Here is a 17,426-nt window from a genome sequence, read left to right as displayed (position 1 = left end):
GTGCAAGGGAAGAGGCGGCGGTTTTTCTGCTGCGGCCCAGCTCAGTCCCAACCCAATCCGAGCCAGACCATGACGGGATCCGACTTTCAAGCTTTGCTGCGGGAGAAGTGGGGCTATTCCTACGACGTGCAACTGCGCCGCATGGGGGGCAGGGTGGTTCTGTTGGTGATGTGGCGCTACCTGGAGCAGCCCTCTTTCCCCTTGAGCGAGGCCGAGTATCTGGCTCGCCTGGAGTCTGTCATGGCCCATTTGCAGGCGTGGGGCGTGTGGGAAGCGGTGCAGCGAGAAATTGAGGCTACCCGTCAGAAACCCCGCATAGGCAAGGCGGTGGCCATTCCTTTGAATTTGCAAGGGGTGGGAGAGCGCGCCTCCGAGTGGCTGCTGTAGTCTTCCTCGCCCCCGGCTCTTCCCTGAAGGGGAGTTTGCAATTGCAGCAACCGACAGGTTCGTCCCTATGACGAAAACTCCAGACCTCAGCCGGCCTGCGGCTATCCAACTTCCACCAGGCCGGCCTGCAAGGCATGCAGGAACTGGCGGGCGGTGCGACCGGAAAAGCCGTTCTGCTGTTGCGCCCAGAGGAGGGCTTGGCGGCGCAAGGTATCTAAAGGGTGCGGGAGGCCCAGCCGTTGCGCCAGGTGTTCTACCGTGGCCAGGTAGTCAGCTTGGCTAAAAGGGGTGAAGGTAAGGGTAAGGCCGAAGCGATCCCGCAGCGACAGCTTTTCCTGCACCGTATCCCAGGCGTGGACCTCTTGATCTTGGGGACTGGGACGATCGCCAAAAAACTCGCGGATAAGGTGGCGGCGGTTGCTGGTGGCGTAGAGACGGACGTTGGGCGGTGGTGGAACAAGATCTCCTTCCAGGAGCACCTTGAGCTGCTTAAACTCAGTTTCGTCGGCCTCAAAGGAGAGATCGTCCACAAACAGGACAAAGGGCAGCCCCCACCCTCCCAGATCTGCCAAGATCTGAGGCAATTGACCCAAATCTCCCCGTCTCAGCTCCAAAAGGCGCAGCCCCTGGGAACCGTAGCGGCGCAGCAACGCCTTCACCAGCGAAGACTTGCCGGTGCCCCGCGCCCCATAGAGCAGCACATGCAACGCCGGATCCCCCCGCAGCAGGGCTTCGGTGTTGGCAGCCAACTGCCGTTTCTGCCGTTCATAGCCGTAGATCTCTTCCCAGTCGGGCAAGTCGGGAGTGGGGATCCCCTCTAGCCCTGCCGGCCCCCAGCGAAAGGCCCAATAGCGGCCACAGAGCCCCACCCCCGCTCGGCGGTAGTGGGCGATCAGCGCCTCCAGGCTCAGGCCCCAGTCGGCAAAAGAGCGCGGATCCCAGCCAGGGCTCTCCCCTTCCCCATCCGGCCAAGGGATCCCCAGGCCCAGCGCCCGCATCTGCTCGGCAATGGTCTCCTGGCTATCGGACAGGATCTGCAGGCAGCGGAGATCGTGGCGGGCCGCTTGCACAAGGGGGTCTGGGATCCCTTGGGGTCGAAGCGCCGCCCGCGAGAAAGGGTTATCGGCCCAGCGGATCTCTCGGATTAGCCACTCCCGCCAGCTCAAGCCCTCCTGGGCCAAAAGCTCAAACCAGCGTCCGTAGGCTCTCCAGCAGGGCAAGGGATCCCCGCTCATCAACTCCTGGGTGAGCTCCTGCCAGGTCAGGGCCAAGGGGTGGGCGCAGATTTCCCGAAACACCAGCAGCTTAGCCGCCGCTTCCGCCGCTTCTTCGAGGGGGGTCATCGCTTCAAGTCGCTCTAACTTGGCGTTGTCAAAGGGGCTGGGGGTGAGGGCCGGCGCAGAGCGCTTAGCGGGCATTGTCCCGCCGGCCCAGCTCGTAGAGGCCACCGCCAACGCAGGCAATCAGACCCCAGGAGACGGCCCAGCTGTTGCCCAAAGAGAGTTCGGTGAGGGCCACCACCACCGCTGCTGCCAGCAAGAAAGGAAGGACGCTGAGCAAAGAGGCCAGAGCTCCGCTGGGATCCCAGGCCAACTGTTTTTCCCAACCCTCCTGCAGGCGGCGGTGCAGCGGCGACAAGCCCCACATCAGCCCCAGACTCCACAGGGCTGTGGCCGCCCACAACGAAGGGCGGATCGCCTCCAGTCCCCCCAGTTCAACCCCCATAGCATCCATCGGCCAGCTCCCAACCTTGCCTTTCTAGGCTAGCGAGATTGGGCCCACTCAGTGGCGGTGATGGTGGTGCCGGGAAATTGGATGGGATTGTCCAGGCTCTGGATCTGGGCCTGGAGAGCCGGCAACAGCCGCAAGTCCAGCAGCGGCTCGCGCAGGATCTCCGCCGGGATCAGATCCCGCTCCAGGGCAAAGTGGGCCGTGTGGCCGGCGGCTGTGCCGATGGCCCATTCCACCGGGTGCACCCGATAGGAGGCGCTGGCAATGCGGCTGGTGGCAATGTTCTTGTTGCCGGCCAAGAGGTTGTCGATGCGCTGGGGGATCAAAGCCCGCAGTGGGATCTGGTAGGGGTAGCTGGGGGCCTGGGCATCCTGGTTGTGGCTGGGGGGCAGGGAAAAATCCGGCAATAGACAATCGTGAAAGTCGATGGGGTACTGGCCCACCCCCACCGAGTCGTAGAAAATAAAGGGCCGCCCGCGATTGAGCTCCGATTCTCGCGTGGTGATATCCGACTCGTAGATGGTAAATCCCTGCGGGTAGGCAGGGCTGGGCCGACCGATGATGCGCCGCGACTCGCGAATGTAGGGGTACTTGGAAAGGCCGCTGGCAGTTCCCATGGGGCTATCGGGCCCCCGCAGGTAGGCATAGCGCAGGTAAAAGTCTTTTTGAAAGTCGGGATCCGCCTGCTGCAACAGAAAATCCGTCCGCCCCGCCACCAGCCAGTAGAAAAAGCCCTTGGCATGCTGCTCGGCCCGCCGCAGCGCCTCCACCCGCAAGCCCCCCATCCAGCCGCCGGGATCCAGTTGGCCTGAGGCTTGCAGTTGCTCGTGAGTGAGGATGAGGTTCATCTCTGGCCCGGTGATGCGCCAGTCGTTGCCCCAGGTCCAGTTCTGCATGGATTGATCCCCCACGCGGATGGCCTCTTCCCCAAAGCCAAACACCTGTCCGCGAATGCGGCGATAGGTAAAGACCCTCCCGAAGTTAAAGCGCGGGTGTTCAAAGCTGTAGTAGGGGCCGTGCAGGGGATCGTCGTAGAACTCTGGCTTGATGGGCACCTGCGGCACAGCGGAGCGCTCTATGACAAAGGTGTAGGTAAACCCCTGGGTGCAATAGGGATCCCTGTAGGGCTTGGAGCTGGGCTCCCAGCGGCTTTCCCCATCCGTGCCGAGACGGTAGGGCACTCGCGCCAGGGGCAGCAGCTCGCCGGTTTCGGTAGCATCGATAACCACCCAGGGCAGGGTTTTGCCTTGGCGTTCTGGCGGCGGCTCAAAGCGCAGGATCTCTTTGTCCCAATCCTCGGTGGGCTCTAGGCGGTAAAAATCCAGAAAGTAGCTGGAGAGATCCCCCCGATTCTCCGGCTGGACGCCGGCGTGTTTGGGGATGTTGCGGATGGCCTGCACGCTGCGGATTTGGTAATCCTCGATCTGCAAGTCCTTGACCACCGTCTCGGTAAACAGCCGCAACTGCCCCGACTGCAGATAGGGATCCACCATCTCCCGCAGGACCTGGTGGCCCACCTGGGGCGAGAAGCAGAGCACACTCACCCAGCACTTGCCGGGATTGGGATCACCGCCGTACTTTTCCCGCACCCGGCGGCGAAACTCTCTATAGCCCTGGGGAAAGATCTCGTTTTCCCGCTGCAAGGGCCGCTCATCCAAAGCCGAGACCCCCTGGGCGCTCACCTGGCCGCCAATCCAGTCGGTGATCTCGGTCATGCACACCTGTCGGCCCAGTTGCAGAGCCTCGTAGGCCGCTGCCACCCCCCCCAGCCCGCCCCCGGCGATGAAGATCTCACAGGGGATGCGGGTTTCCGACAAGGGCTGGGCCAGAGCCGCCCCGGCGCCCAGGATCCCGGCCCCCACAAGGCCGCCGCCCCATCCCTTGAGGTTGAACAGAAGTTTCATCCCACCTCCGCCCCGTAACTGGGCCTGTCGGACTTTCCGGCAACTTTTATCATGGGGGAAAGCGCTGCGAGTGCTCATGCCGAATTCCACCTTCGTCATCACCACGCCGATCTACTACGTCAACGCTGCCCCCCACATCGGCAGCGCCTACACCACCCTGGCGGCGGATGCCATCGCCCGTTACCATCGCCTGCGGGGCAAGGATGTGCTGATGGTAACGGGAACCGACGAGCACGGCCAGAAGATCCAGCGCACCGCCGAAGAGCGCGGCCTTCCCCCGCAGCAGCACTGCGACGAGATCGCGGCCCAGTTTGCCCAGCTTTGGCAGTTGCTGGACATCCGCTACGACCGCTTTATCCGCACCACCGACCCTCGCCACAAAGCCATTGTGCGGGAGTTTTTCCAGCGAGTGTGGGATCGGGGGGATATTTTCGTTGGCCGGCAGCAGGGCTGGTACTGTGTTGCCTGCGAGGAGTTCAAGGACGAGTCAGAGCTCTTAGAAGGCGGATTTTGCCCGCTTCACCCCAACAAAAAAGTGGAGTGGAAAGACGAAGAAAACTACTTTTTTCGCCTCTCTCGCTACCAGGAAAAACTGGAAGCCCTCTATGCGGAGCACCCGGAGTTCATTCAACCAGAAAGCCGCCGCAATGAGGTGATCAACTTTGTCAAGCAGGGCCTGCGGGACTTCTCCATCTCTCGCCCCAGCGTCTCCTGGGGGATCCCCTTCCCGGCGGATCCCAGCCAAACCCTTTACGTCTGGTTTGATGCCCTCATCAACTACCTCAGCGCCGCCGTGGATCCCGAGGACGAGCCGACGCTGGAAAACGCCTTGCGCCGCTACTGGCCCGCCGATGTGCACCTAGTGGGCAAAGACATTGTCCGCTTCCACGCCATCTACTGGCCGGCCATGCTCATGTCGGCAGGGCTGCCGCTGCCCAGACAGATCTTTGGCCACGGCTTTCTCACCAAAGATGGCCTCAAGATGGGCAAAAGCCTGGGCAACACGCTGGATCCCTTTGAGCTGGTGCAGCGCTACGGTGCCGATGCCGTGCGCTACTATTTCTTGACTGAAATTGAGCTGGGCAAGGATGGAGACTTTAGTGAGGGCCGCTTCATCGAGGTTCTCAACGCTGACCTAGCCAACGACCTGGGGAACCTGCTCAACCGCACCCTCAATATGCTCAAAAAATACCAGCCCGACTACCGCATCCCCGCCGTCGAGATCCCTGCGGATCACCCCCTCAAAACCCTGGCCGAGCGCCTGGCCCCGACAGTGGTCGACGCCTACGAGCGGCTGGATCCCAGCTCTGCCGCCCGCAAAGCTCTCAGCTTGGCCCAGGCCAGCAACAAATACCTCGACGAGCAGGCCCCCTGGACGTTGCACAAACAAGGGCAAAGCGAGCAGGTGGCCCAGATCCTCTACGCCGTTTTGGAAAGCGTGCGCTGGGTGGCCGTGGCCCTTTCGCCCATCATTCCCAACCTCAGCCTCAAGATCCTGCAGCAGATGGGGTTTCCTTTGCAGGATGTCGCACAACTGCGCTGGGATCCCGATGCCCGTTGGGGCCGGCTTCCGCCTGGGCAAGAGCCCCAACCTCCTGTGCCCGTCTTCCAGAGAATACTCAAGTAGCTCCTAAGAATTGGCGGCATCGGGTTGGGAAGGCTGGGATCCCTCTGGTGTTGCCTTGCCGGCGGAAAGACCCATATCTCCCAAGGAAATGCTTGGCACAGCAGCAGAGAAAGAACGGCCAGCCTGGCCCGAGCGCAGCTGAGAGTTACCCATGGCGGTGGGGGGAGTCTCGCTGGACAGCGCCTGCCAGGCCGCCCGTACCCCTGCCCAAAAGCTGCGGACATTGACCTGAGCGCCGCGGGCTTGCTTGCGGGCCCCTTCCAGGGAGCGGTTCACCTGCTTCACCACCTGTCCGGCCCCCTTGACCCCTTCGTCGAGGCTGTCCGCGATCTCGCTCACTTCCAAGCTGGTCAGACGCAGAGCCTCCAGCGTGGGCGGTAACTCCCGCAGCAGCGTGTCGAAAAAGCGTTCCACGCTCTGGGCGGCTCGACCCAATTGAATGACGGCGGGCAACAGGGTCAGGATCACCGCCAAAATGGCCACTGCCACCAGACCTACCGAGAGGCCCAACCAAAATACCGGCTCGGTCATCGCGCTGCCTCCTCCCGACCTTGGGCTTCTGAGTCGGCTTCCTCCCGGGCGAGGGGACGCAGGTTTTGGGCTTGCATCAGCTCTTGCCGTTTCTGCAACATGGCTTCCCTGCCCACCGCCACTGCCTGCTGGAGCCGCAGCAGGGCCTCATCCAGACTTTTTTGGGCGGAGTCGAGCAGCTTTTCCGATTGGTATTGCAGGCTGGTGGTCACGTCTTCTGCCACTTCCGGCAGGGCCTCTGCCGATTTTTTCAGCAGTCGCCGCGTCTCCCGTCCGCTGCGGGGAGCCAAAAGCAGACCGATGACCGTGCCCACCGCCGTTCCCAACAGCAGCCCGCCGACAAACGCGCCAGTCCGGTTTTCCGCCATGCCTTGCCAGGGTTGAGGGGGGATACAGGTGGCCCCCAAACCAGACTATCAAATGATGCTGTGCTTTGCCGTGGAGGCGTCGAATTGGCTGAAATCTCAGGGGTAGGGGGGATTGGCTGCTGCGGCTGCTCTCCGGGATCCTTGGGGCTAAAGTAGAGGTAGTGCTGTGGGATCTGGCAACTGATGCTCTCTCTGGAGCCCAAGGGCCTGGCAGACGTCCCGATCAACTTGGCGGAGTACATCGACCATACCCTGCTGCTGCCGATGGTGACCCCAGAGGAGATCGACCAGGGGTGTGAAATTGCTCTGCGCTATGGCTTCCCCACCTTTTGTGTGCCTCCCTGCTACGTGCCGCGGGTGGTTGAGCGGCTGCACGGGTCGCCAGTACGGGTGAGCACAGTGGTGGGGTTTCCCCTGGGCACCAACACGGCGGAGGTCAAGCTCTACGAAGCTCAACTGGCGGTGGAGCAGGGGTGCCGGGAGCTGGATGTCCGCATCAACTTGGCCTGGCTCAAGGCGGGGGAGCTGGATCGCCTCCATGCCGAGATTGCCCAACTGGTGGAAGAAACGGGGGTTTGCGTCAAGGCCATTTTGGAAACTGCCCAGCTCACTGACGAGGAAAAAAAGCTGGCCGCCGAGATCTGCATGGACGCGGGAGTTGCCTTCTTGATGACCTCCACCGGCTGGATGGGAGGGGCGACACCGGCCGATGTGCAACTGCTGTGGCAGCTTAGCCGCGGCAGGGTGGGAGTCAAAGCTTCCGGCGGCATCCGCACCGTGGCGCAGGCGGAGGCGATGATCGCCGCGGGGGCGAGCCGCATCGGCACCTCCTGGGGGCTGGAGCTGATGCGAGAGCTGGAGGCTAGAGGAGCCGGCGGCCCATGAGCGGGGTCACCTACCGGGTGACGGGTATTAACCTCAAAGCGATGCCGCTGGGGGAGGCGGATCGGATCATTACTATTTTGACCCGCGAGCAGGGCTTGATTCGGGCGGTGGCCAAGGGATCCCGTAAGCAGCTTTCCAAGTGGGGAGGGCGGATGGAGCCCTTTGTTGTCAACGATCTGCTGGTGGCGCGGGGGCGTTGGTCGGCCCAAACGGATCCCTCGCAGTGTCTCCAGCGCATCGCCCAGGCAGAAACCCTGCAGAGTTTTCCCCGTCTTGGCCGCAGCCTGGCCCATCTGACGGCGGCGCAGTACTTGGCAGAGGTGGCCCTGCTTTTGGCCCTGCCCAACCAGCCCCAGGAAGAGCTGTTTGTGCTGCTGGTGGAGCATCTGGAGCGCATCGAGCAGGCCCCTGCGACAGAGGCCGTTTTGCCGCTCCTTGTCCATGGGCTCTACCACCTTTTAGTGGTGGGGGGGGTTGCCCCCTCAGTACAAGCCTGCTACTCCTGTGGGGAGGAGTTAGCAGGTGAGGCTTTCTTCTCTCCCCACGCGGGTGGCCTGGTCTGCGATCCTTGTCGGCTGGCGCAGCGGCTCAGCCCAGTTGCCTGGGTCTCCAGTTCTGTCCTGCAGGCCTTAGGATCCCTGCCCAACCCGACCTTGCCCTCGCTGGCCGAGCGTGCGCTGCCTCTGGCAAGTTGGCTGGCGGCAGAACGTCTGTTGCGGCGGGTTTTGGAGCTGCATGCCGACCGCGCAATCCGTTCCGCTGGCCTGCTGGCCAGTTGCTACTCTGTCCCTGTTGCCGAAACCCTCCCTCCTACCCCCAGTGGCCAGGGATCCCCAGTGGCGGCAGCAGCTTTTTCTGAGGAGGATTCCGAAACGCTTGGCAGCAACCTGAAGAAGTTGTGAAGGTATGTATCAAGTCGAGCAAAATAGCTGCACAATAAAGGGTTAAGGCGGGTTAGCAGCCGCTTCTGGATGATAAATTGGGTGGTAGAAAGTAACCTCTTAGTAACTTCTTACGAAGGCCTCTCAGGTTTGGCGGCGGTCGACCGGGGTAGCGTTTGGGGAGGAGTGCCACACCTGTGCTACCGAGCAGGAGCAAGTGAAGTTGAAGTTGGCGCTTTTAACAAGATTGAATCGACTGCCGGGCGAGCCTTCGGTGTTTGTTTTCTGAAGCTCCATCCTTGGGTTGCGGTTTCCGTTGCCGACAAACAAGGGTTTGGCAGCGTTGCAGCTCCCGGGGTGAGTCCACCCCTCCAGGAGGAGCCCCTGAGGAGGCTGCATCTGACCACCTCGAGTTCGCGCTCACCTCAATTTTTTCCAATCCTTTTCATTTAGAAGTTTAGGAGTTGCAGCACCGTGGAAGCCCAGCGCAAAGAACGGATTCTCGTGGTCGATGATGAGGCCAGCATCCGCCGCATTTTGGAGACCCGCCTCTCGATGATCGGGTACGACGTGGTTACTGCTGCCGACGGAGAGGAGGCGCTGGAGGTTTTTCGCAAGCAGGATCCTGACCTGGTGGTGCTGGATGTGATGATGCCGAAGCTGGATGGCTACGGGGTCTGCCAGGAGTTGCGCAAAGAATCCGACATCCCGATCATCATGCTCACGGCGTTGGGGGACGTGGCCGACCGCATTACTGGCTTGGAACTGGGGGCAGACGACTACGTGGTTAAGCCGTTTTCGCCCAAAGAACTGGAGGCCCGCATTCGTTCGGTGCTGAGGCGGGTGGCGCGGTCGTCCCATGAAGGGATCCCCAGCTCAGGGGTAATTCAGGTGGGGGATCTTCGCATCGATACCAACAAGCGGCAGGTTTACAAGCGGGACGAGCGCATCCGCCTGACGGGGATGGAGTTTAGTTTGCTGGAGCTGCTGGTCAGCCGGTCGGGGGAGCCGTTTTCCCGCGCCGAGATTTTGCAAGAGGTGTGGGGCTACACGCCGGAGCGCCACGTGGATACGCGGGTGGTGGATGTCCACATCTCGCGGCTGCGGGCCAAGTTGGAGGATGACCCGAGCAACCCTGAGCTTATCCTGACAGCCCGCGGTACCGGCTATCTGTTTCAGCGCATCGTTCCAAAAGGCGAGGAGTAGGACGGGATCCCCCTTAGTAGCTCTTCCAGGGCTGCCCGCACCTGTTGCAGCACACCAACCCAGTTGCCGCGGGCTTCTTGGCGGAATAGGCGCATCACCCTGGGGTACCAGGGGCTGTCTTGCCGCTGCAGTAGCCAGCGCCAATCAGCGGCAAAGGGCAGCAGCACCCACACCGGCTTGCCCAGCGCCCCAGCCAGGTGGGCAACGGCAGTATCGACGCTAATTACCAGATCCAACTGGGCAACTGCCCTAGCAGTATCAACAAAATTCCGGAAACGGGATCCCAGCTCCACCACCTGGTGCTGCTTGAGAAGGGGTTCTACCTGGCTTAGATCTTCACCCACCTGCAGGCTAACCCACTGCACCTGGGGCAGATTAAGGTACTCGAGGAAGAGGTTAAGAGAACAGCTTTTTAACCTCTGCACCCGGCTGAGGGCGAGGTCGTCGCGGCGGCCACTGGCCCACACCAGCCCCACCTTTATCCCCCTCTGGGGAAGCTCTGGCCAATCTTCCGGCCAGGCGGAGCTCCCATCGGGACAAACCAGATAGGGGATGCGGTCGGGAATTGTCTCCAGCGTGGTGCCCAGGCGATGGGGCAGGCTAAGCAAGGGCAGGTGCCAGTCGAAGGGGGGCAGGGGATCCGTATCGGAAATGACCTGGACTTGAGGAAAGGAGGCTCGCAGCAACTCGACTAGGGAGTGAGGGCAGCGGAAATAGAGGGAGGCCTGCGGATGGGCGGCGGCCAAAAGGGGCAGGTAGCGCGCGAACTGAATTGTGTCTCCCAGCCCTTGTTCGGCGTAGACAAGCAGCGTCTGCCGGCCCAAGGGGGATCCCGTCCACAGGGGCAAAGGGAAGCAGGGGTAGGCCGCTCCCTGGCGCTGCAGCCGCCACTCGTACTCCTGCCACCCCTCCTCGTAGCGGCCCAGGGTGAGCAGGGCCGTGCCCAGGTTGTAGTGGATCTCCGGCCAGTCGGGGGCCAACTGCAGGCCGCGCCGATAGGCCTCGATAGCGGCCTCGAGTCGGTTTTGCTCTTGCAGGACGGTGCCCAGGTTGTTGTGGGGCTGCGCCTCCCCTGGCAGCAGCGGGATGGCCCGTAGCAGACAGTCGGCGGCCTCCTCCAGGCGATCTTGCAGGTGTAGGCAGTGGCCGAGGTTGACGAGGATCCGCCCCTCCTGCGGCGCCAGGACAAGAGCGCGGCGAAACCAGGCTTCGGCTTCTGCAAGCTGGTTGTCGAATAGGAGGGCATTGCCCAGAGCTGCCAGCGCATAAGCCTGAGGAGGTTGGGCCGCTGCCGCCTGTCGCAGCACTGCAATCGCCTGCTCCCGTTTCCCCAAAGCCAGCCAACAACTGCCCAACCGGAAGAGCAGTTGCCCGTCGTTAGGGGCAAAGGCCAGCCCCTGCTTGTAGGCGCGCGCCGCCTCCTCCGGGTTGCCCAGCAGCATCCAGGCATCGCCCAGCTCCTGCCAGGCCGGCACCCAATCTCTCCGTAGGTGCAGCGCCAGTTGCAAAGGGGTCAAAGCTTGGCGGGGATCCCCCATCTGCAGATAGAGGGATCCCAGCAACGCCTGGGCGGCGAACAGGTGGGGATGGGCCCGGGTAAGCTGCCGGCAGAGGTGCAGTGCTGTCTCCAGATCCCCTGCTTGTCGGTGGCGCTCGGCCAGCGCCAGGGTCGCCTCTGGGGAAGGGAAGGGGGATAGACCGGAGCCTCTTCCTAGGCCTTTTGGCCCAGCCGTCTGCCGGTCGCCCTTTCCTCGCCCAAAGCCCTGTGGCACGGTTTTTCCCTTGGTGGATCCCTTTTTTGCCCTTCCCGCCGGTATTCAGCAACAGCGGGACATCTCCCTACTCAGGTTAACAGTTCAGGTGAATAGGACGTTCTTGACAGAGCGTTCCTACCCCCCCGCTCCTGAATCGGGCCATCCTCGGCGCTTGCCTTGCGAGGGCTCAGTTGCGGCGAAACAGGCTGTCTAAGTAAATACGGGCAGCGCGCCGATCCGTGTCTCCGCTCTGGAGCAGGAATAACGAGAGCGCTGCCGTTACGACCCGATCTTGATCCCAATCGGGGTGACGAGAGAGGTAGTTTTTGAGGGTGTCGTGTAGCTCCTCGGGAATTTCGCTCAAAATGCTGACGGTGGGAGAATCCATAGCCCAACCACCTACTCGGGGTTAACAGGGAAACCAAGAAAACCTAAGGAGCCGGCCAAAACCGGGCCTGCCCAGAAGGGAAAAAACAAGCCAACCCAGCTCTCTAACTTGGGTACGCCGGGGGCCGCATCGGCCCCGCCAAAAGCAAGACAGTGTGTAGAAGTTTGCCCCTAGCCCGTCCGGCAGCGGCCAGAGGATACCAAACTGCCCCTTGGCCTTGTCTCAGGCAGGAGAAGGGATAGAGTTTTTGGGCAAAGGGTTCTTTGCCTCTGAGGAGAGCTGCCAGGAAAATCTCCCCCTCACCTCAGGTGCGGCTATTCTGCCCTCTGCCCCATGGGGGGTGTCAATCCTGGGCAGCGGCTCCAAGTTTGTTCAAGCCCGCCGCCGGCTTTGATGCCATCGGCAAAAACGGCGCGATCCCGTTGCGTTTCTCAAGGTGTATCCGTCTGAACTTTCCAGTTTGGACTTTTCCACAAAAACCCTCGCTGCCGTTTCCTGAGGTCACAGGCCTGTGGAAAACAGGCCTCCTCTCTGTGGAAAGTCTGGGGAAAACCTGTGGATTTCTGAGAAATCTAAATTTGTCCAAAAATTTTTCTCGCGAGCCCCCTCAGGGCCACTCGACCCGGTAGCGCAAAAACAGCTCCTTAGAGCCACGGTGGCACTCCAGCAGCTCCAGTTGGGGCGGGGATCCCTGCAGCTGCCAGCCCTCGATGCTGGCGGGCGCATCGGCATACCCACTCAGCAGCACCGGCGCCAGGGTCACCCACAGCTCATCCAAGGCCCCTGCCTGCAAAAACGCCCCCAAAAGCCGGCCCCCGCCCAGCAACCCCACCCGTTCGATGCCCAAACTGCGCAGGCGCGCCAGCCGTGCCGGCAGATCCCAATCGGCAGCCACCCAGATCTCTTCAAAGCCGGTTCGGTTCTGCCAAAGCCGGGATCCCTGGGGAGTTGTCCACAGCCAGCGGGTGAGGGGCTGGCGAAAAAACGGCAAATCCTCAGGAATCTCCCCGCTGCCGGAGCAGATGATCGTCAGGGGCTGAGGGGAGAGGCCCTGCTGGAGTCGGCGTTGGATGAGCTCGGGATCCCGGATGCGCAGGCTGGTGCCGTAGGCCCGCAGCGTGGCCGCCCCCATGATCAAAGCCTGTTGCCGGGCAGCTTGGGTTTCCAGGTGCTGGTGGTCTTCGGCGCTGGCGAAGTGGGGCCTTTGCCCGCGGTGGGTGGCGATCCTGCCGTCCAGACTCTGGGCCAGGATGGCAACCACGTGAGGACGAGCTGTTTTCAAAGGCAACTCTCGAACAATTGGCCAGAATGGAGTTAGAAGTTGTCGCCCCGGCTGCCGCTTCGGTTCTGGGGTCGCCTCAGCCGGATAAGTATGCTCGGGACATTCCAATCTTCCACCATCCGCATCGAGGTCGAGGCCAGTTCCTCGACCTTGCAGCGCTGCTTGACCGAGGTGGGGCTGTTGCAGCAGTGGCTCTGGCCGCAGCAGTTGCAGGGATCCCTGCCCGCTAGGCTGGAGCTGGGCAGCACCTTTGCCGTCCAGTGGGGCCCCGTCTCGATCACGCACCAGGTGGAAACCCTGCTGCCGAAACGGCTACGCCTACTAATGTGGGGCGGAGCCGATGGCTACTGCGACTGGATGTGGGGCAACGGCTGGGTACAGCTCCGGGTTGAGGCCGTCTCCCTCCTGCCCCTTGGACTGGGGCAGTTGCTGCTCCTGAGGCAGTTGCAACAGTTTGCCCGACGCCAAGAACAACAGCCCTCCTGAGCAGGAATTAACCAAAGCGGGCGCTGCAATAAAATCCGTGGATCCGCGGTTTATCGAGCTAACTTGTAGGTTTAAATCTCCCTTCCTCAAGGGTTTTCTGCTACGAGAGATGTACTAGATTTACTAGTCACAGCGAAGGAGCCCGATGAACCCTCCCCTAGCTGCAGCCGACCAGGAAAAGTTTGAGATCCGTTTGGGGGAAGCCCTCAACAAAGCGGGGTTGCTCACCCCCGCCCAGTTGGCTCAGGCCATGTGGGAAAAGGCGGATAACCCCTTGATGTTGGGGGAGCTGTGCATGCAGCACGGCTGGGTTGCCCCGCAAGATCTCTATCCCTTTATCCCGGTCGAGTTGGTGCGCATCGGCGAGATCCTGGTGCTGCATGGGTATCTGGAACTGGAGCACGTGTATCAAGCTTTGCTTCAGCAAAAGCACCACCCTGAGCGCAAGTTGGGGCAGATCCTGGTGCAGCAGGGCTGGGTGCAGCCCCACTGGTTGGAGTGGGCCCTCGACAAGCAGCAGCAGCTCCGGCGACGGCGAGGAGCTGCCAACAGTTGGGAAGTGATGCTGGAGCAGTGGTCCACCATTCCGGATCAGCCCCCCCTCTACGCTTCGCCGCTGCAGGTGGCGCAGCAAGTTCACAAAGCTACCGCGCAATACCAAGCCCAACTGGAGCGCTACCAAGAGCAGGTTGCCGCCCTAGAAGCGCAACTGGAGCGGGAGCGACAGCAGCTCGTTGAGTCTCAATCCCGCCAGCAGCAACAGCGCATTGCCGAGTTGGAAGCCCAACTGGCGGCTCAAATCCAGCAGGGATCCGAGCAACACAGGGCTGCCCAGCAGCGCATTCAGGAGTTGGAGGAGCAGCTCCGAGCGCAGCAAGATCGGGGATCCGCGCAAGTCCAGGCACTGGCCGAGCAGTTGCAAGCTGCCCAGGCCGAGCTGGAGACCCTGCGGCGCCACTGCCACGAGCTGACGGAATGGCAATCTCAGGCCAAGCTCAAGCTGCAAGAGTTGGGATCCCGGCTGCAGCAGCATCAGCAAGCTGAGGCTCAACTGCGCCAGGCTCTTGAGCACAAGGAAGCCGAATTGGCCGCTCTCAGCCAATCGCTGCAGGAGCAGCAGCACCAGCTTCAAGTGGCCCAATCGACGAAGGCCCGCCTCATTGCCGACCTGGCCCACGCCCGCCAAGAAGCCAGCCAGACCATCCACCGGCTGCGGGGGGAACTTCAGGAAGCCCAGACCCAACTCCAGGTAACTCAAGAACGCCTGCAGGAAGTCCAAGCCCAACTGCAAGCCACCCAAAGCCATCTGCAGTCCACCGAAGCCCAGCTCCAACAGGCCCGAGAGCAGGTGCGCCAGCTCCAGGCCCAAGTGCAGGCCAACCGGACGCCGTCGCCTGCCCCGGCTACCCAAACTGCGAGCGTGGCCGAATCGACCGCAGATGCCGAGCTGCCGCCTCAGGAGTATTTGGGAGAAGAAGATCTGGAAGCGCTGCAGCGGGCCAACCCTTGGGTGCGGCGGATCTTGACCCAGTTGCGCGCAGCCGGTCTCCTCGACAACGCCGGCATCGAAACAGTCCTCCACGCCTGGGAAACAGAGGGCGGCACTTTCACAGACGTGCTGACCCACCACAGCGGCCTCAAGCCGGAGACAGTCAAGTTTTTCAGCGAAGACGGCTACTCTGTCTACCTGGCAGGCGGACGGCACGTGGCCGACTACCTTAAGGCTTCGGGGCTGGTCAGCGCCGCGCAAATCCAGCAGATCCAAGAGCACCTACCCCCTGGGGGATCCCTCTGCCAGGCGCTTGTCGAAGCCGGGATCCTGTCGCAAGCCACCGCCCTCTATTTTGAGCGCCACTTCGGTGGCAAAAAGCCCCGTCGCTCCCTGCGGCAAGAGCTGATGTTGTGAGAGCGGATCGGGGATCCGCACCTCTTTCCCATCTCTTGCACCGGCAAGGGATCCAAAGGCAAATACGGGCTGCCGGCAGACCCCATGCGTCCACTGGAGACTAGGAACTAGAATGGACTCAGAATCAACAGCGACCGATTTTTGGCTGTTGAGAAAGTTGAATGTGACCTAGGTATCCAGATGTTGTCCTGAGTTCTGCTGCTATGACCACGGAAGCTCCCACTCGACCTGCTCAGCAGTCGTCTCCGTCGAGAACCCGGGTTCGCCAGCCCTACCCCCACTTCAAGGTGATCGTCTTGGATGACGATTTCAACACCTTTCAGCATGTTACCGAATGCTTGCTCAAGTACATCCCCGGCATGACCCTGCCCCTGGCACGGCAACTGACCGTGCAGGTGGATGCCGAAGGGCAGGCGGTGGTTTGGGTCGGCCCGCAAGAGCAAGCAGAGCTCTACCATCAACAGTTGCTGCGGGAGGGCCTGACGATGGCCCCCCTGGAGCCGGCCTGAAGCACGAGCTGCTCGTAGCTGCGCTCAACGGCGGCCAGTAGCTCTGCCTGGCCCCAGCCGGCATAGAGGCTGCTGACAATGGCCAGCCCACCCGCCCCCACCCCTTCCTTGACATAGCCCCGCTCGTAGGCCCGGAGGGGGGCATAGCGGCTTTGGGCAAAGCTGAGTTGGGTGGCCAAAAGGGGAACCTCGCCCAGCAGCTCCGCCAAACCCACCGTATTGCCCGAGGGATCCTCGGCCACCCAGCGGGTGGTACCTATGGCTACATTCTCCGGGGGCCAGGGGATCCCTTGCTCTTCCCCCCAGCGCCGCATCAGGGCCAGCACCGCCAGCATTTGGGTGCCGCCCGCCAGCAGCACCGGCCCCCGCTGGGCTGCCGCCATCGCCAGCCCGGCTACAAAAGGCTGCATCGGATCCCCCACAGCGGCCACCACCTCTGGGGCGGTAGCCCTGGCGGGAAGTCTGGCCAATCCCTGCCGGGCCAAGGCCAGCTTTTGGGCGTGGTTACAGACCGGGTGGCTGCTGTTGACCATGCCCTCTGCTTGCCAGCCCAGCCCCAACAACACTGCCAGCGCCGTGGTGGTGCCTCCCGCCACACATTCTCCGATGACGCAGTAGCTCGACTCCAGCCGGGATCCCCGCTCATACCCCTCCTGCCACAGGGATCCCACCTGCTCCAAAGACAGAGCCTGCCCTGTGCTCAAGCAGCGGGCTATTCCCCTGGCGCTGACCGTTTCTGCCCCCGGCAGAGGCTCCGGCAAACCACAGTCGAACACGCGACAGGGGATCCCCAACTCCCTCAGGACGGCGCGGCTGATCACCACCGGTGAAGGATAGCCATCGGGAGAGGTGGGCAGGCGGTGAGAATAGTCCCCCAGCAACACCTCTCCATCGGCAAGGGCCGTGTAGCGCCGCAAGGAGGGCGTGGCGCCGGCAGCCGAGATGCCGGGAATAAGGGCCGTTTCCGTAAACCCCAGGCAGGCCAAAAACAGCGGTCGGGATCCCTGCACCCGTTGGCACCACTGCTGGGCCAAAGACGGCTGCGTATAAGCCTTCACACCAGGAAAGGGGAACATAAGCGGGGCAGACAGGTCAAAACTCCATTCTCCACCCAAGCGAAGGACGGGATCCCGTACTGGCCGGAAAACGGCAGGGACTGCGACCCCCCAACCCGATCGGATAGGATGGGTATACCCAATGCAGTTTATTTAGGGCAGACGAAAGGCCATGAGCTTCTTCGACTCGGAGATCGTTCAAGAAGAAGCCAAGCAGCTGTTTCAGGACTTCCAAAACCTGATGCGACTTGGCGAGCGCTACGGCCAATTCGACCGGGAAGGCAAAAAAATCTTCATCGAGCGAATGGAAGAATTGCTGGAGCGGCAGCGCATTTTCATGAAGCGGCTGGAGCTCTCCGACGACTTTATGGCTCAGATGACCATCAAACAACTGCAAACCCAGCTTGGGGGGTTTGGGCTCACCCTCAGCCAAATGTTCGACCAAATGCACCAAACCCTAGAGCGCATGAAAGCCGAGGCCGACGCCGAGCGCTAACCTTGCTGGTGACCCCTCAGAACGAAAAGG

At 62.0% G+C, this 17,426-nt stretch carries 18 protein-coding genes; 9 read left to right on the top strand and 9 right to left on the bottom strand.

What is annotated here, in order from left to right; all coding sequences use genetic code 11:
* The first annotated feature begins 69 nt into the window (after positions 1–69).
* A complete protein-coding gene (locus tag NW846_RS01055) occupies positions 70–387 on the top strand; it encodes a DUF3067 family protein (RefSeq protein WP_041439037.1) in 318 nt (105 codons plus the stop codon).
* Between the two features lie 101 nt (positions 388–488).
* Here NW846_RS01055 and NW846_RS01050 read toward each other — a convergent pair whose 3' ends face one another.
* The 3 genes from NW846_RS01050 to NW846_RS01040 are packed head-to-tail and all read right to left on the bottom strand — an operon-like array spanning position 489 to position 4,022.
* Positions 489–1,805, bottom strand: a complete 1,317-nt coding sequence (locus NW846_RS01050) for an ATP-binding protein (protein WP_414515129.1) — start codon at positions 1,803–1,805, stop codon at positions 489–491.
* Entirely contained in the window at positions 1,795–2,121 is a 327-nt protein-coding gene (locus NW846_RS01045) for a hypothetical protein (RefSeq protein ID WP_011430248.1), read from the bottom strand. The genes NW846_RS01050 and NW846_RS01045 overlap by 11 nt, the downstream gene beginning before the upstream one ends.
* Positions 2,122–2,150: 29 nt before the next feature.
* Complete coding sequence (locus NW846_RS01040) at positions 2,151–4,022, bottom strand: FAD-dependent oxidoreductase (protein ID WP_414346032.1); 1,872 nt, start codon at positions 4,020–4,022, stop codon at positions 2,151–2,153.
* Between the two features lie 76 nt (positions 4,023–4,098).
* On the opposite strand from NW846_RS01040, the gene metG reads away from it, so the two are divergent.
* The gene (metG, locus tag NW846_RS01035) at positions 4,099–5,649 is read left to right on the top strand and encodes a methionine--tRNA ligase (RefSeq protein ID WP_414346030.1); all 1,551 of its coding nucleotides are present in this window, start codon (positions 4,099–4,101) and stop codon (positions 5,647–5,649) included.
* Positions 5,650–5,652: 3 nt separating this feature from the next.
* On the opposite strand, the gene NW846_RS01030 is transcribed toward metG, so the two are convergent.
* Both NW846_RS01030 and NW846_RS01025 read right to left on the bottom strand, forming a co-directional pair.
* A complete protein-coding gene (locus tag NW846_RS01030) occupies positions 5,653–6,180 on the bottom strand; it encodes a hypothetical protein (protein WP_011430245.1) in 528 nt (175 codons plus the stop codon).
* Positions 6,177–6,548 (bottom strand): YtxH domain-containing protein, encoded by a 372-nt coding sequence (locus NW846_RS01025; RefSeq protein ID WP_011430244.1) that lies wholly within the window; start codon positions 6,546–6,548, stop codon positions 6,177–6,179. The genes NW846_RS01030 and NW846_RS01025 overlap by 4 nt, the downstream gene beginning before the upstream one ends.
* A 183-nt stretch (positions 6,549–6,731) precedes the next feature.
* Between NW846_RS01025 and deoC the strand changes: the two genes are divergently transcribed.
* The 3 genes from deoC (at position 6,732) to rpaB (ending at position 9,520) form a co-directional block, all read left to right on the top strand.
* A complete protein-coding gene (gene deoC / locus NW846_RS01020; RefSeq protein WP_414346027.1) occupies positions 6,732–7,433 on the top strand; it encodes a deoxyribose-phosphate aldolase in 702 nt (233 codons plus the stop codon).
* Positions 7,430–8,335 (top strand): DNA repair protein RecO, encoded by a 906-nt coding sequence (recO, locus tag NW846_RS01015; RefSeq protein WP_011430242.1) that lies wholly within the window; start codon positions 7,430–7,432, stop codon positions 8,333–8,335. The genes deoC and recO overlap by 4 nt, the downstream gene beginning before the upstream one ends.
* Before the next feature lie 453 nt (positions 8,336–8,788).
* A complete protein-coding gene (gene rpaB, locus NW846_RS01010; RefSeq protein WP_011430241.1) occupies positions 8,789–9,520 on the top strand; it encodes a response regulator transcription factor RpaB in 732 nt (243 codons plus the stop codon).
* Here rpaB and NW846_RS01005 read toward each other — a convergent pair.
* The 3 genes from NW846_RS01005 to NW846_RS00995 all read right to left on the bottom strand — a co-directional run bounded on the left by NW846_RS01005 (position 9,490) and on the right by NW846_RS00995 (position 12,944).
* Entirely contained in the window at positions 9,490–11,292 is a 1,803-nt protein-coding gene (locus tag NW846_RS01005; RefSeq protein WP_011430240.1) for a tetratricopeptide repeat protein, read from the bottom strand. The two genes, rpaB and NW846_RS01005, sit on opposite strands and share 31 nt — an antisense overlap.
* Positions 11,293–11,461: 169 nt before the next feature.
* Positions 11,462–11,662, bottom strand: coding sequence for a DUF2811 domain-containing protein (locus tag NW846_RS01000; RefSeq protein WP_011430239.1), 201 nt, complete (start codon positions 11,660–11,662; stop codon positions 11,462–11,464).
* A 607-nt stretch (positions 11,663–12,269) separates the two neighbouring features.
* Positions 12,270–12,944: a RibD family protein gene (locus tag NW846_RS00995; protein ID WP_011430237.1), complete on the bottom strand. Its 675-nt coding sequence runs from the start codon at positions 12,942–12,944 to the stop codon at positions 12,270–12,272.
* Positions 12,945–13,034: 90 nt separating this feature from the next.
* Between NW846_RS00995 and NW846_RS00990 the strand changes: the two genes are divergently transcribed.
* The 3 genes from NW846_RS00990 (at position 13,035) to clpS (ending at position 15,845) form a co-directional block, all read left to right on the top strand.
* Positions 13,035–13,430: a hypothetical protein gene (locus NW846_RS00990; protein ID WP_099812140.1), complete on the top strand. Its 396-nt coding sequence runs from the start codon at positions 13,035–13,037 to the stop codon at positions 13,428–13,430.
* Positions 13,431–13,575: 145 nt separating this feature from the next.
* Positions 13,576–15,336, top strand: a complete 1,761-nt coding sequence (locus NW846_RS00985; RefSeq protein ID WP_414346022.1) for a hypothetical protein — start codon at positions 13,576–13,578, stop codon at positions 15,334–15,336.
* Positions 15,337–15,539: 203 nt separating this feature from the next.
* Positions 15,540–15,845: an ATP-dependent Clp protease adapter ClpS gene (clpS, locus tag NW846_RS00980; protein ID WP_011430234.1), complete on the top strand. Its 306-nt coding sequence runs from the start codon at positions 15,540–15,542 to the stop codon at positions 15,843–15,845.
* Here clpS and cobT read toward each other — a convergent pair.
* Positions 15,794–16,921 carry a nicotinate mononucleotide-dependent phosphoribosyltransferase CobT gene (cobT, locus tag NW846_RS00975; protein ID WP_011430233.1) on the bottom strand — a complete coding sequence of 376 codons (1,128 nt, stop codon included), beginning with the start codon at positions 16,919–16,921 and terminating at the stop codon, positions 15,794–15,796. The two genes, clpS and cobT, sit on opposite strands and share 52 nt — an antisense overlap.
* 151 nt (positions 16,922–17,072) lie before the next feature.
* Here cobT and NW846_RS00970 point away from each other — a divergent pair, with 151 nt between their 5' ends.
* A complete protein-coding gene (locus tag NW846_RS00970) occupies positions 17,073–17,396 on the top strand; it encodes a DUF1825 family protein (protein WP_011430232.1) in 324 nt (107 codons plus the stop codon).
* The last annotated feature ends 30 nt before the right edge of the window (positions 17,397–17,426 follow it).

It is taken from the genome of Synechococcus sp. W60.3, assembly GCF_047502615.1.
In the GTDB taxonomy this organism is placed as follows: domain Bacteria; phylum Cyanobacteriota; class Cyanobacteriia; order Thermostichales; family Thermostichaceae; genus Thermostichus.
This window is presented reverse-complemented; position numbering and strand designations above follow the sequence as displayed.

Excerpts from the sequence above, each read along its gene's own strand:
- NW846_RS01055 (WP_041439037.1), top strand. The coding sequence starts at position 70 with ATGACGGGATCCGACTTTCAAGCTTTGCTGCGGGAGAAGTGGGGCTAT.
- NW846_RS01050 (WP_414515129.1), bottom strand. The coding sequence starts at position 1,805 with ATGCCCGCTAAGCGCTCTGCGCCGGCCCTCACCCCCAGCCCCTTTGAC.
- NW846_RS01045 (WP_011430248.1), bottom strand. The coding sequence starts at position 2,121 with ATGGATGCTATGGGGGTTGAACTGGGGGGACTGGAGGCGATCCGCCCT.
- NW846_RS01040 (WP_414346032.1), bottom strand. The coding sequence starts at position 4,022 with ATGAAACTTCTGTTCAACCTCAAGGGATGGGGCGGCGGCCTTGTGGGG.
- metG (WP_414346030.1), top strand. The coding sequence starts at position 4,099 with ATGCCGAATTCCACCTTCGTCATCACCACGCCGATCTACTACGTCAAC.
- NW846_RS01030 (WP_011430245.1), bottom strand. The coding sequence starts at position 6,180 with ATGACCGAGCCGGTATTTTGGTTGGGCCTCTCGGTAGGTCTGGTGGCA.
- NW846_RS01025 (WP_011430244.1), bottom strand. The coding sequence starts at position 6,548 with ATGGCGGAAAACCGGACTGGCGCGTTTGTCGGCGGGCTGCTGTTGGGA.
- deoC (WP_414346027.1), top strand. The coding sequence starts at position 6,732 with ATGCTCTCTCTGGAGCCCAAGGGCCTGGCAGACGTCCCGATCAACTTG.
- recO (WP_011430242.1), top strand. The coding sequence starts at position 7,430 with ATGAGCGGGGTCACCTACCGGGTGACGGGTATTAACCTCAAAGCGATG.
- NW846_RS01000 (WP_011430239.1), bottom strand. The coding sequence starts at position 11,662 with ATGGATTCTCCCACCGTCAGCATTTTGAGCGAAATTCCCGAGGAGCTA.
- NW846_RS00990 (WP_099812140.1), top strand. The coding sequence starts at position 13,035 with ATGCTCGGGACATTCCAATCTTCCACCATCCGCATCGAGGTCGAGGCC.
- NW846_RS00985 (WP_414346022.1), top strand. The coding sequence starts at position 13,576 with ATGAACCCTCCCCTAGCTGCAGCCGACCAGGAAAAGTTTGAGATCCGT.
- clpS (WP_011430234.1), top strand. The coding sequence starts at position 15,540 with ATGACCACGGAAGCTCCCACTCGACCTGCTCAGCAGTCGTCTCCGTCG.
- cobT (WP_011430233.1), bottom strand. The coding sequence starts at position 16,921 with ATGTTCCCCTTTCCTGGTGTGAAGGCTTATACGCAGCCGTCTTTGGCC.
- NW846_RS00970 (WP_011430232.1), top strand. The coding sequence starts at position 17,073 with ATGAGCTTCTTCGACTCGGAGATCGTTCAAGAAGAAGCCAAGCAGCTG.